The 13,509-nt window shown below is 40.6% G+C and carries 10 protein-coding genes; 3 read left to right on the forward strand and 7 right to left on the reverse strand.

Annotation, left to right across the window (positions count from 1 at the left end; genetic code table 11):
- Positions 1-27: 27 nt before the first annotated feature.
- The 7 genes from glpT to ATK78_RS18375 all read right to left on the reverse strand — a co-directional run bounded on the left by glpT (position 28) and on the right by ATK78_RS18375 (position 11,538).
- Positions 28-1,365: a glycerol-3-phosphate transporter gene (glpT, locus tag ATK78_RS18345; RefSeq protein ID WP_133577577.1), complete on the reverse strand. Its 1,338-nt coding sequence runs from the start codon at positions 1,363-1,365 to the stop codon at positions 28-30.
- Between the two features lie 57 nt (positions 1,366-1,422).
- Positions 1,423-2,328 carry a glycerophosphodiester phosphodiesterase family protein gene (locus ATK78_RS18350; protein ID WP_133577578.1) on the reverse strand — a complete coding sequence of 302 codons (906 nt, stop codon included), beginning with the start codon at positions 2,326-2,328 and terminating at the stop codon, positions 1,423-1,425.
- 9 nt (positions 2,329-2,337) lie between these two features.
- On the reverse strand, positions 2,338-3,753 hold the full coding sequence (locus ATK78_RS18355) for a calcineurin-like phosphoesterase C-terminal domain-containing protein (RefSeq protein ID WP_133577579.1): 1,416 nt from the start codon (positions 3,751-3,753) through the stop codon (positions 2,338-2,340).
- 13 nt (positions 3,754-3,766) lie between these two features.
- Complete coding sequence (locus ATK78_RS18360; protein ID WP_133577580.1) at positions 3,767-5,044, reverse strand: DUF5689 domain-containing protein; 1,278 nt, start codon at positions 5,042-5,044, stop codon at positions 3,767-3,769.
- A 19-nt stretch (positions 5,045-5,063) separates the two neighbouring features.
- Positions 5,064-6,548: a SusD/RagB family nutrient-binding outer membrane lipoprotein gene (locus ATK78_RS18365; protein ID WP_133577581.1), complete on the reverse strand. Its 1,485-nt coding sequence runs from the start codon at positions 6,546-6,548 to the stop codon at positions 5,064-5,066.
- An 18-nt stretch (positions 6,549-6,566) separates the two neighbouring features.
- A complete protein-coding gene (locus tag ATK78_RS18370; RefSeq protein WP_243732569.1) occupies positions 6,567-9,806 on the reverse strand; it encodes a SusC/RagA family TonB-linked outer membrane protein in 3,240 nt (1,079 codons plus the stop codon).
- 121 nt (positions 9,807-9,927) lie between these two features.
- Positions 9,928-11,538 carry a glycerol-3-phosphate dehydrogenase/oxidase gene (locus ATK78_RS18375; protein ID WP_133577582.1) on the reverse strand — a complete coding sequence of 537 codons (1,611 nt, stop codon included), beginning with the start codon at positions 11,536-11,538 and terminating at the stop codon, positions 9,928-9,930.
- 197 nt (positions 11,539-11,735) lie between these two features.
- Here ATK78_RS18375 and ATK78_RS18380 point away from each other — a divergent pair, with 197 nt between their 5' ends.
- The 3 genes from ATK78_RS18380 to ATK78_RS18390 all read left to right on the forward strand — a co-directional run bounded on the left by ATK78_RS18380 (position 11,736) and on the right by ATK78_RS18390 (position 13,481).
- Entirely contained in the window at positions 11,736-12,500 is a 765-nt protein-coding gene (locus ATK78_RS18380) for a DeoR/GlpR family DNA-binding transcription regulator (RefSeq protein WP_133577583.1), read from the forward strand.
- A gap of 64 nt (positions 12,501-12,564) precedes the next feature.
- A complete protein-coding gene (locus ATK78_RS18385) occupies positions 12,565-13,182 on the forward strand; it encodes a hypothetical protein (RefSeq protein ID WP_133577584.1) in 618 nt (205 codons plus the stop codon).
- Positions 13,179-13,481: a winged helix-turn-helix domain-containing protein gene (locus tag ATK78_RS18390; RefSeq protein ID WP_133577585.1), complete on the forward strand. Its 303-nt coding sequence runs from the start codon at positions 13,179-13,181 to the stop codon at positions 13,479-13,481. Before ATK78_RS18385 ends, ATK78_RS18390 begins: the two co-directional genes overlap by 4 nt.
- Positions 13,482-13,509: the final 28 nt, after the last annotated feature.

Raw genomic sequence — 13,509 nt, forward strand, 5'->3', positions numbered from 1 at the left:
ATTCCAACAATATGTCATTCTGTATAGTTATCCCAATAGGTTTTTCTTTTCTCTGTTCCAGGTTAAAGCGGTAAAGAATATGGCCAGAACACATGCGGCAACAATCACTTCAAAGCCACCATCCCAACCATAGGCATCAACCACATAACCAATGGCAATATTTGCAAATAAAGCACCACCCATGTAACCAAATAAACCGGTTAGCCCGGCAGCAGTACCAGCAGCTTTTTTAGGAACCAGATCCAATGCCTGAACGCCAATAAGCATAACAGGACCGTAAATTAAAAAGCCTATCGAAATTAAGGCAACATTATCAATCCAAATGTTTCCGGGAGGATTTTTCCAATAAACCAAAACGGCAATAAGAACCAGGATCATGTAAATAATCGTTGCAGGGGCCCTTCTGCCTTTAAATACCTTATCACTGATCAATCCGCACAATAACGTGCCGGGTATGCCCGCATATTCATATAGAAAATAAGCCCAGCCCGATTCCTTTAAAGAAAATCCCTTTGCCTCTTCAAGAAAGGTCGGTGCCCAATCCAGAATACCATAACGTACTAAATAAACAAAAGCATTTGCAAAGGCGATGTACCATAAGATCCTGTTGTTAAAAATATATTTAAAGAAAATTTCCCTGGCAGACAATTCTTTCTCCTGATCTGCAGAGTAATTTTTAGGGTAGTCATTTTTGTACGCTTCAATAGGAGGTAACCCGCACGATTGTGGCGTATCTCTCACCAATATGTAGGCAATCAGCGCAAAAAATAAAGCAATGATCCCTGGAAAATAAAACTTACTGTGCCAGTCAGCAAAGATCTCAATTGCCAAAATCGCAATAGGTCCAACCAAACCACCGCCAACATTATGTGCAACATTCCAAATCGACATCATCGTACCGCGTTCCTTTACAGAATACCAATGCACAACAACCCTTCCACATGGAGGCCAGCCCATTCCCTGAAACCATCCGTTTATAAATAATAAGATAAACATGATGGCAATAGAAGATGTTGCAAATGGAAAAATACCCATAAAGATCATGGTAAAGGCTGACAGGACCAGCCCAATGGTTAAAAAGTTCCTCGCATTACTTCGGTCAGAAACATTACCCATTAAAAACTTACTTAAGCCATAGGCTATAGAAACCCCGGATAGCGCAAAGCCCAGCTGGGCTTTATTAAATCCCTGATCGATTAGATCAGGCATAGCCAAAGAGAAATTTTTGCGGACCAGGTAATACCCGGCATAACCCAAAAATATGCCCAAAAACACCTTTAACCGTCGTGCCTTATATTCAGGATCAATACGATCGGCAGGTAAAAGCGGTTGGTGCGGAGCGGGCTTAAATAAACTAAAACTCATAATATTTGGTTAATCGATACGGTTAAAAACTTTATAAACGGATGGGTCAGATCAGCATTAATTCACTAGCAGGTTCGGGTAGTCAGAGATAATACCATCTACACTCAATAGCTTTAAACCCGCAATATCTTCTTTGGTATTCACTGTCCAGGGAATGATCCTAATCCCCCTGTCATGGCATTTTTTTACCAGATCAGCAGTTACCAATTTGAAAGCCGGACTATAAATAAATGGATCATATCCCAGGTCTTTAATATTTTCTTCAAAGCTTTTCTTATTATCAATCAAATAAGAAGTGCGCACCTGCGGATATTTTTGATGAATGATCTGTATCGTTCTTTTATCGAACGACTGGATCACAACATAAGGGGTGATCTTCTTCTGCTCAATAACATCCATCAATAATTTCACAAACTTTTCCGGATCAGGATGCAGTACGCCATCACTCTTATCGCTGCATTTGGTTTCAATATTATAAAAAAACTGCTTTTTACCTTTAGCATATAATTGTACAGAATCTATCAGATCAGCCAACCGTGGTATATACGTTTTGATTTTCTTCTGATCAGGAAAATTACTGTAGTATTTAGAACCCAGATCAAATTGCTTAAGCATTCCATAGTCCATCTGATAGATCACATATTTTTTAGCGTCACTTTGAGGGATCTCCCTACCATCAGGAGTTTGCATAAAAGCAGGGCTCAGGTAATCATCATGCGTAACCACTACCTCATTATCTTTGGTAATGTGGGTATCCATTTCCAGTGTAGTAACACCAAGATCTATTGCCTTTCGCATAGCCAGAATTGTATTTTCAGGCATCAGGCCCCTCCCTCCTCTATGGCCTTCCGTACTAAATTCCGGAAATCCGGCCGCAGACGTATTTCCAGTTGAATTTTTTACGGTATTACATCCGTAAAAACCCAATAAAACCAGGGCACTAAAACAAAATAACGCTTTCATACTATACATTTAAGATCCTACTGTTTCTGCATACTTGTGTCCAAAACGATCAGTAACTACTACTTTCACCTTTTTAACCGAAGGACTAAAATGAGCCATAAAAAGATGATCCATCTGATGAGGTTCAACAAATACCCTTCCTTTTGGCAGTTGATCCCCTTTATATAAAGTAACCGTCAAAGGATCATATCCTTCCTGCTGTTCAAGGCTCCCCATAGGCTTATCGTCTAAAAAATATTCTACTTTCCATTCCGGGTCCCAGTTCCAAACATTGGCAATTAAACGCTTTTGATTTGTCAGCTCGTCCACATAAATCCGCATCTGGTTGTTCCTGTCCTGTCCAGTTGGCTTATAATACCAGCTCAGTTTATTGCCATTCACCTCATAAACGCCATAACCTCTGGGTGTACCATCGCTACAGACCGGGCCAGTCCACCATGCACCGCAAACAGTACCATGATTATGCTCAAAGATCCCGTCATTTATAGAATTGGCATTATAATGTGTGTGCCCGGACATGATATGAACATTTTTATGTTCCGTTAACAGCGCGTACAAAGCCGTATTGTTCTTTACCCCATTATATACCGGAATATGGAGACAAATAATAACCAGCTGATCTTTTTTAACGTATTTCAGATCTTCTTTAAGCCATGCCAATTGCTGCTCGCTGATATACCCGTCGTAATCGCGCTCAGTACCCAGATACCTAACATTATCTAAAACCACATAATGCGCCTTGCCACGATTAAACGAATAATAGGTAGGGCCATAGATTTCTTTAAATGTCCGGTCAGATGTCTCATCACCACCCGCTCTGTAATCCATATCGTGATTTCCAAGAGCCTGGAAAAAAGGAATGCCCATCCTGGCAACCGCCAGATTATAATCTTCAAACAAAGCATGATTGTCCCAAACAATATCCCCAACACAAATACCGTGAACAGGTACCGCCGGATCCATCGTTTTAAGCAATTGCTGCACATCAGGAACCGAAGTATCCATCATCTGCTGAACGTCTTTTTTATTTTTTACCTGCGGATCTGCCCAAATGATAAAATTGTGCCTAGTATCGCTTTTCTTTAAAGGCACCAGGTTAAATGTGTATTCAGTACGACTGCCAAGTTTTTCATATTGCTTGGCTACCGTTTGGTAATCCGTTTTAAATTCATAGCCGGCAGGCGTGCTAATAAAAATAGTTAGGGCCAGGTCGTCGGTATTCAACGTATAATTTCCTTTGGCGTCGGTAAGCACTACAGAGTAGCCGTCAGAAACAACAACATTTGCTAAACCTTTATTGCCAGACAATACACGCCCGTTAATCTGTTTTGATCGTTCAAAAGAACCGAAGGCGCTAGTCTTCAGACTAATGAATGCGCCTCCGGTAATTAATCCTAACCTTTGAATAAAAATCCTTCTGTTCATTACAATAACTTAATTAATTGGAGTAGATAGCAATATCTTCAACAGACATCCTTCCATTTAGTATGTTCGGAACACTGGTAGTTCCAAGTCCTAATTTATTAACCCTAAACCTAACTTTACCTTTAATGTTCAATAAGAAGGTTTCTTGTTTTGAACCACCGCTGGCACATTTCACATCCGCACCAGCAGCAAGCCATGTCGTTCCACCGTCTGTTGAATATTCCAATCTGAATGTACTGATCGCATCCGTATAATAAGCGCCATGCCATAAAGTAACCTTCGAAGCACCATTCTGCAGATCAAAGTTCATCTGTACAAAAGCAGGCACCGAAAGATTTTGCTGCATTCTGATTGCTTGTGCACCAGGAGCATTGATCCGGTCCCTGCCAGCAGTATTTGCAAGAATAGACTGGAACAATTTCCAGCTGCCGGTTTTCAGTTCCACATTATTATCCGGAACTGCAGTAGTATTCATATTGTACGACGGCTTAAACGTAGCATCCGGTGATTCAAAACTTTCAGGCCAGTTTGGATAGATCGGTCCGCTGGCATTTTCTACATCAGCTTCAGTTCTAATCCTAACCTGTTGTACAGAACCATAACCACCCGTTTCATTACCATAAACAGGAATAACGGTATAGGTCGCACTGGCAGGCAATGAATTGCCTGCAAAAAGAGCATCAGCTTGAGTATAAAGTGCAATAGAACTCGATCCATCATCAAGAAATTTATTACCGGCATATGTTTCACCAGTCAAAGGCAGCGGTTTTGTATCCGCTGTTAACTTAAGCAATGTATTTTCATAAAGACCAAAATCAGCAGCCAGTGCACCAAGGGCAACAGTTCTTGGCGTTAGTACATTATTAGAGCTGATCTTTTTGATACTGGCAAGGGAAAGCCCTTTCAGGTGCAACGAATTACCAACCTTAGTTAAGGTTCCGCCCGTTACATCAACTACCAGGGAATCGCCAGGAACAAAAGGAATGGCTGCATCACCAAGTTCGATCAATATACCACGGATCTGTCCGCGATTTGCATTTTGAATGATCAATCCGCCATTTGGGAAGTTCTTTCCAATCAGGTTCGAAATCACCACCCCACCCGTTAAATTGGCTCCGCCCAATGCAGAAGGATCGAGCTGTACATCCGAGCCTTTATACAGGTTCTTAACTACATACAATGCAGCAAATGGGTTTTGAGTACCTAAAGAAGGATTTACATCCTTTTTGCATGCATTTAATACCATACCGAAGATGATAAGGACGGCAAGAATTGAATATATCTTTTTCATAATTGATTTTCTATAGTTCTTATTTATTCCACCACACTTTTGTATTCAGATCATCAGCGCCAAATACACTTACCGCAGCACTATAATTTGAATTTAGCGACTGTACATAAACCGGATATACTAACCTGGATGGCATTTGCTTTCCATTTTGCAGGCCGTCTCCTTTTGGTAAGTTCGGGTGCCCCGTTCTTCTATACTCAAACCATTGCTGAAAATCAGTAAAGAATAGCGTATAATATTTCTGCAAGTGGATCTTTTCCATTTTAATGTTAAGATCTTCAGCAGCATTCCATTTAATGTCCTGGTTGTTCAGTTGATCAGCAGGCGGAGTAAATCCCCAGAAAGTGATCGCATTAATAACCCCGTTCTCATAATAGGCTTTTGCATCACCGGTTATATAGCCTTTCAATGCAGCCTCAGCCAAAATAAACTGAAGCTCAGGATAATTAATAATATTACCCAGCAAAGGCTCATTCATCAGGTCACCAACATAGGTAGACCTTCTTTCCGGAACACTGCCGCGAACATAACCACTAGCTATTCCAATATAGGTGCCTCCGTCAATAGTCGCCCACTTAGCCCTTCTCGGATCATTCCAGCTATTTAATGTATTAATAAAGAATTCAGTAAGACCATTATCACCATTAAAATCAATTAACCGGCCGCCATAAAATGCAGAAGTATATGGAGGTGTAGCCGTGTAGCGGATCACAGCAGATTCAGTATTGCTGGTAAAAATCGGATAAGTAGCTGTATTACTTACAATCTCCTGCATTTTAGCAATAGCATTTGCTTCCGGTCTGCCGGATGCACGCATTAATAAACGCAGGTACATAGAGTTACCTAATTTACGCCATGAGTTAATAACAATCGGCGAACCTACTGCAGCAGTTGTTCCAGTAGGTAAGTTCCTGCCATAAATAGGATCGTACGCAATTTGTTCCAGGGTTAAAGCATTGCCGGATGCCAGTAAAGTATTGGCTTCTTCCAATTTACGGAACAGGTCCAGATAAATACTTTGCTGAGTATCGAACTTTGGCTGATAGATCCCATCTTTACCCTTATTGGCATCACTATAGGGAACATCACCAAAAGTGTCGGTAAGTAGTGAACTCACATAAACGTCGCAAATTAAAGCGATCGCCATATAGGTTTTATTATTCAATTCAGAAGACTTGCTATACATATCTTTGAAATTGGTAAGCTGTAAATACCAGTTATTCCACATGTAATCTGATTCTGCCGGACGGATCACAAAGCGATGGATCTCATCATTATCAGTAGTTGTAACATGGTCTTGCATCAGTTCGTTGTTTATGCGCAAAGCCCTGTTATTATTTCTGGTAACTACATCCCATAATGCAGGTGTTAAGAGTGCTTCAGGCAAAGCTGCTGCAATGGTATTGGGATCCGTATTGATCTCTTCAAATCCCTTTTTACAGGAAGGGGCAAGCATAGCACCCAGAACGAAGAGTAAAATAAATGCTTTAAATTTTATATTCATGATCTTAAAATCTTAATGTTAAATACCGATGGTAATGTTCAATCCAAATGTTCTGGTTGACGGAAATTGACCGGTTTCAAAGCCGGCAGTAATATCTCCTGTAGAGCCAATAGTTCCAAATTCAGGGTCAAAAACAGGCCAGTGTGTAAACATGAACAAATCACGTCCATACAATCCGATTGTTCCTTTCTGCAACCCGAGTTTGTTTAAGAACTTAGGCGTAAAAGTATAATCTAACCTTGCTTCCCTTAGCTTAATAAAATCTGTGCTAAAGAGATTCGATTCCACATTATCCCGAACAAAGTGAGACTTATAATAAGTTCCTGCACTGGTTGCAACTACCGTATTCTTACTGTAAGAACCATCGCTGTTTAAAACTACACCATCCCCAATAATTCCATTATACCTGCCTGGCAGAGTCTTGGTAAGCTTACCTTCCTCAGCCAATACAGCATGGGTTAAAGAATAAGCCTTACCACCAAACTGTGCATCAAATAAAACATTGAATTTAAATTTACCATAGCCAAAACCAGTCCCGATACTGGCTTTATAAGCCGCAGTAGAGTTACCCAGATATTTAGTGTTTGTCGCCATAACCGGATATCCATCGCGATAGATAATCTGTCCGTCAGGTGCCCTTTCATAGCCAAGTCCGTAAATATCACCCATAGATGCACCTACCCTTGCCTCAATCGTTCCTCTTGGTCCGCTAGACATGATCAAAGAACCTACACTATCTGCAAGTGCCAGCACTTTATTTTGGTTGTAAGAGAACGTTCCGAAAACGTTCATATTAAAACCAGTGCTGCTTTTAAATGGAACGGCATTTAACTGAACTTCAATACCTTTATTCCGAACCTTACCCACATTAAGTATAGTACCCGAATAACCAGATGAGTAATCTATACGGGAAGGGATGATCTGGTCTTTGGTATCGTTATTATAAACTGCAATATCAAAACCTAACCTGCTTTCAAATAAGCGTAAGTCTAAACCAAACTCATAACTGGTAGTCAGCAATGGTCTTAGATTCGGATTCGCAATTACAGTTGGATTGGAAAGGCTGCCTGGAAATTGAGTTGGATTATATGCATATGCCGTCTGGTATGCTTTGGTAGAACCACTACCGGCCTGAGAAAGTGAGGCCCTTAATTTAAGGTAAGAAATCTGAGATGGCATTTTAAACTTTTCAGACAATACCGCACTTAAGCTGGCAGATGAATAAAAGAACGATACATTACCCGTTGATGTTGGAGTTGCCAAAGTACTGGCCCAGTCATTCCTTGCCGTTAGATCCAAATACATAAAATTATCATAGGTAACAGATCCCAACCCATAAAAGCTATTTACTGCATACTGGGTTCTAACAGGAATAACCAACAGTGGGTTCTTACTGTTCGCAAGACTATATACTCCAGGATATAAAAGTTGATCAGCTCTCAACTCGTCCAAAATGTATTTATTATTCATCTTACTGCCACCACCGGTAACAGCATATTCAAACTTATCACCAATTTTATTATCGTAACGCAGCATGAAATCACTGTTGATCTCCTGGTTATATATATTTTGGGTGCGGTACATACCCGTAGCAAACTTGTTTGAGTTAAATGGCCGCTGCTGCGATCTCGCTTCATAAGAAAGATCGACAGACGTCCTGACCATTAAACTTAAGTTCTTTAAAAAGTTATAAGTCGCACTCACGTTACCGTTGACATTGTTCCGGTTCGATTTATTTAACATCTCATTTGCAATCAGGTATGGGTTATCCAGAAGACTGCTAAAAGGTCTGTTTTGACCAATTCCAACCTGATTAGGCAACCAATAATCTTTAAACCAATCCATATCCATGTTTGGGGTTAACCCCCTGATAAAATACATGATCGTATTGTTATTGTAACCTGTTGAAGGCAAATTATCAGAATATTTATTCGTGTAGTTGATCTTACTTGCAATCTGCAGTTTATCCGTTAACTTGTTATTAACCGATAGCGATACCGTGTTACGTGTGTATCCGGTATTCGGTACGATCCATTTATTCTCCAGATTGGTAACAGACAACCGGGCAGAGGTTTTTTCATTCCCGCCATCCAAAGCGATGCTGTTTAAAAAGGTTGACCCAGTATTAAAGAATTCCTTATGGTTATCCGGATAAGAAACCCAGGGCATCCGTGTAGCACTTGTAGTCCTGGTAAGCGGATCATATAAGAAGTAGGATTGCCCATCAAACTTAGGCCCCCATGCAGAACTTGTGCTACGTGTACTGGCACCATCTGCAGTTGCCAGGTAAGAATAGTAAAGATCTTGTCCAACATCACCCTGCCCATATTCTGTTTGATAGTCCGGCCATCTTGAAATGGTTTCAATAGAAGTATTCGAATTGATCGTTACCCCAATTCCCTTTTGATTTAGCTTACCAGATTTGGTCGTGATAATAACCGCACCATTTCCCCCTCTAGAACCATATAAAGCAGTTGCGGCAGGCCCTTTTAGTACAGAAACACTTTCAATATCATCCGGATTAATATCAGCTAAACTATTCCCAAAATCCGCAGGTGCATCGCTGGATAAATAAGCAGAACTTCCGGTACCGGTTGATCTTCCGCTGCTTCCGCTGGTAATTACCCCATCAATAACAATCAATGCAGCACTCTCACCCAATAGTGAATTCTCACCACGTAAAATGATCTTATTGGAACCAGCAGGGCCGCCACCAGATTTGATCATGTTTAAACCAGCAACTTTTCCTGTAAGCGCATTGGTCCAGTTATTAGACATCGCATTGGTTAAGTCCTCATTTTTAAGTACCGAAACCGAATAACCCAATGCTTTCTCATCTCTTTTAATACCTAAAGCTGTAACTACAACTTCATTCAGTTCGCTGCTTGAAGAAACCAGGCGAATACTCAATTTATCCTGATTCTCGGTAATCACACGTGTTACCGCTGTAAAACCGATCATATTAAATGTAAGAGAAGAGCCTTTAACGATCCGGATCGTAAATTCTCCGGTTTCACTTGTGTTGCCTATAACTTTTTTCTGTCCATCTGTAATGGTCACACCCGGCAATCCTTTGCCATCTTCATCATCAAGCACAATTCCCTTTACGGTCACAGTTTCCTGGGCAGATTGCTGAGATGCGATCGCCTTAGGATGGGCAAATAAAGCCAGTGGCGACTGAAAAGCGAATACAAACAAAGCTAAGCCAGCCATATACTGCCCAGCCTTGTATCGCTGATTAAAATTCCTGTTCATCATACTTGGTTATTTTGGTTTGTTTGTTTTCTCTTCACGTAGATATTTCGTTTCATTTCGAATTTTTAATGTTCCGCAAATATCAAGTTTGTATTTTTAAGTTCCCGTTAAGTATATGTTAAGTCTATGTCAACAGACCCACACCTTGTTCAGCATCATCCTTTACAACCATTGGCTCTAGAAGATACTGCTTCACCAGCTCTGCAAATTCTGATATCTGCAGATCAGCCCAGGCTTCATCCTTAACCAATTCAGAAGCCATTACTTTAGCAATCGCAGGAGCGAGTTTCAGCGCGGCTTTCGCGTCCAGAAATAGCAGGCGCATCCTTCTCGAAAGCACATCCTCTATATTTCTCGCCATTTCGTTTCTAACCATCCAAACGATCTCGGCTTTCAAATACTTATATTCAGGATCAAGAAGCACATTTAAATGAGGTTCTTCAATCAGTAGCTTACCAATCTCAGTCGCATCCGAACCATAAAGACCCAGATCTGTGTATTGCATCTCCGGCATATAACCATGAATTTTTATATTCTGGCTAATACAATTCCGGGCATCCAGCTTACCCAGCTCAATGGCCTTGTCTACAACATCCATAGCCATCTTTCTATAGGTTGTCCATTTGCCACCAGTTATAGTGATCAGTCCGGATTGACTAATGATCAGCTTATGGCTTCTGGAAATCTCTTTGGTACTATTTGTATTTTTATCAGGAGCAGCAAGCGGCCTAAGTCCCGCAAAAGCAGCAAGCACATCAGACCTCAAAGGAGCTTTGGTCAAATATTTTCCGGCAGTATTTAATATAAAGTCAATTTCCTGGTCCAATGGTTTTGGCTCCAGGCTATGTTCATCCAGGGGAGTGTCTGTGGTGCCTACCAAAATTTTACCATGCCATGGTACAGCAAACAAAACCCTGCCATCCGACGTTTTCGGAATCATCAATGCGCTGCTCCCCTGTAAAAAAGAGGAATCTAAAACTACGTGTGCACCCTGACTTGGCCTGATCAATGGCTTTCCGGCAGGCACATCCATCTTTAAAATATCATCAACAAATACTCCGGTTGCATTGATGATTGTTTTAGCTTCTAAAGCATATGTCCTGTTCGTCTCAAGGTCGCATACCTCAACACCACCCACCAGGCTGCCTTTCTTTGTAAGCCCGGTAACCTTCATATAATTAAGCAATACACCACCATGTTCAGCAGCAGTCTGTGCCAGGTTCAGTGCGAGGCGCGCATCATCAAACTGCCCGTCACTATAACTTATCCCGCCAATCAAACCTTTAGCACTAAGCCCGGGTATTGCGCTCAATACCTTAGCGGCCGATAAGAACGAAGACTTCTTAAACCCGCTTTTACCGGCAAGCAGATCGTACAGCTTTAGTCCGATCAGGTACTTATATTTTGAGAACAACGAATAACAAGGGATGATAAATTCCTGGTCTTTTACCAGATGAGCCGCATTTTTCAACAACAATCCACGCTCATGCAACGCCTCATACACCAACGCGACATTACCCTGGGCCAGGTACCGGACACCACCATGAACTAACTTTGTACTCCTGCTTGAAGTTCCCTTTGCAAAATCAGATTGTTCCAAAAGTAACGTACTGTAACCTCTCGATGCAGCATCCAGAGCAGTACCCAATCCAGTAGCTCCACCACCAATAATGATCATGTCCCAACTGTTCTTCTTCTCAAGCTGACTTATAAATGCAGATCTGCTGAATATCATTCCGTTCGTTTCAGGTTAATAAATGGCTTTTGTTATCTTTCGTTTTCAAATACAAAAAACAACAAAACGAAACTAAACATAATTATTTTATAAATAAACTATAATTGCATATTATTTTTTTTCTTCCCAAACTTGTTACAAATTTAACTTTACAGCAGAAAAATATTAGTATATTAGATAGCCAAAATAATCCTTAAATGATTAGCATAGCTGAAAGACACCAGTATATTTTAAATAAAATCCAGGTAAACGGATCTCTCGACGTTCAAGGGCTATGTAAAGAATTGGATGTTTCGTCTGTAACAATCCGTAAGGATCTGAAACTATTAGAAGACAAAAATCTTTTATTCAGAACCCATGGAGGTGCCACATTGAACAATCCGTATACGGTTGATAAACCTGTAAACGAGAAAGAGCACTTACAGTCCAGTGAAAAAATGAGGATTGGCGCAATTGCAGCAGATCTGGTCGAAGACAATGACTCTATTATTATTGCTTCCGGAACCAGTGTTCTGGCACTCGCCAGGTGCATCAAACCAAAAGGAAATCTTACCGTCATTACTTCTGCTTTAAATGTAGCGCTTGAACTTGTTCACAACAATAATATAGAGGTGATCCAGCTTGGAGGGCTGCTCAGAAAAACTTCTTCCTCCGTAACCGGCCCTTATTCTGACAATGTATTGAGCAATGTATTCTGCAGCAAGCTATTTCTCGGTGTAGATGGAATAGACCTGGAGTTTGGCTTAACCACAACCAATGCATTTGAAGCCCACCTAAACCGTCAAATGATAGACGCCTCACAAAAGATCATCGTTCTGGCAGACTCTACCAAATTCGGAAAACGTGGATTCGGAAGGATTTGCGGTATAGAAGAGGTCGATCATATCATTACAGACAGCGGTATCTCCGAGCATACCATAAAAACACTTAAATCGTTAGGAATTAAAGTATCAATTATTTAAATCATGTAATTAATTCTTGCATATATAAAAATTAATACTTTACTTTGAACCACAAAGTACTTTTATGGAAGAGAAAGAAATCTATGCTGAACTTAGCTCCATTAGAAACCTAATGGAACGATCTGCCAAATTCATATCCTTAAGTGGACTATCCGGAATTTTAGCAGGCATCTACGCAATTATTGGTGCAGGCTTAGGCTATTATTTTGTATATGGAACTGGTGGTATGCAATACCGTGATTATTATATTAGCGATGATCGCCTGATCTGGAAGCTCTTCCTCATTGCAGCAGCAGTACTTGTACTCTCTTTAGTTACCGGCCTCTACCTAACCTTAGGCAAGGCAAAGAAAAAAAACCAGAACGTATGGAACCCCAGCAGCAAAAGCCTGCTTAAAAATGTCGCTGTTCCACTATTTACAGGAGGCATCTTTATACTTATCCTCATGCTTAGGGGAAACTATGGGGTCATTGCTCCCGCCTGCCTTATTTTTTATGGATTGGCACTGGTCTCAGGCAGTCAATATACCTATACCGATGTAAAATGGCTTGGGTTACTTGAGATTTGCTTAGGTCTCCTGGCCGCATTACTACCAGGGTATGGTATCATATTCTGGACAATTGGCTTTGGTGTCCTTCACATTGTCTATGGTTCAATTATGCACTTTAAATACGACAGGTGAAATCAGTATTAGATCAATTCGACAAAGCATTTGAAAACCGGATCCGCCTCCAGATCATGAGCGTTCTGGTTGCAAATGAAAATTATGATTTTAATTCTCTTAAAGAACTGCTGGCCGTAACAGATGGGAATCTTGCGTCCCATCTAAAAGCACTCGAAAAAGAAGAATATATCATTATCTATAAATCCTTTCTGGGCAAAAAGCCAAATACCACGTATGCCGCGTCAGAAAAAGGCAGGGTAGCTTTCATAAAGCACCTCTCTGCACTTGAAAATTTAATTAAACAACAAAAATTATAATTTTTTTTACCTAATTACTTTGAATTTC

It is taken from the genome of Pedobacter metabolipauper, from assembly GCF_004362715.1.
GTDB lineage: Bacteria > Bacteroidota > Bacteroidia > Sphingobacteriales > Sphingobacteriaceae > Pedobacter > Pedobacter metabolipauper.

Bases quoted from the DNA above. Each gene is read 5' to 3' on its own strand.
- glpT (WP_133577577.1), bottom strand. From the start codon at position 1,365: ATGAGTTTTAGTTTATTTAAGCCCGCTCCGCACCAACCGCTTTTACCT.
- ATK78_RS18350 (WP_133577578.1), bottom strand. From the start codon at position 2,328: ATGAAAGCGTTATTTTGTTTTAGTGCCCTGGTTTTATTGGGTTTTTAC.
- ATK78_RS18355 (WP_133577579.1), bottom strand. From the start codon at position 3,753: ATGAACAGAAGGATTTTTATTCAAAGGTTAGGATTAATTACCGGAGGC.
- ATK78_RS18360 (WP_133577580.1), bottom strand. From the start codon at position 5,044: ATGAAAAAGATATATTCAATTCTTGCCGTCCTTATCATCTTCGGTATG.
- ATK78_RS18365 (WP_133577581.1), bottom strand. From the start codon at position 6,548: ATGAATATAAAATTTAAAGCATTTATTTTACTCTTCGTTCTGGGTGCT.
- ATK78_RS18370 (WP_243732569.1), bottom strand. From the start codon at position 9,806: ATGATGAACAGGAATTTTAATCAGCGATACAAGGCTGGGCAGTATATG.
- ATK78_RS18375 (WP_133577582.1), bottom strand. From the start codon at position 11,538: ATGATATTCAGCAGATCTGCATTTATAAGTCAGCTTGAGAAGAAGAAC.
- ATK78_RS18380 (WP_133577583.1), top strand. From the start codon at position 11,736: ATGATTAGCATAGCTGAAAGACACCAGTATATTTTAAATAAAATCCAG.
- ATK78_RS18385 (WP_133577584.1), top strand. From the start codon at position 12,565: ATGGAAGAGAAAGAAATCTATGCTGAACTTAGCTCCATTAGAAACCTA.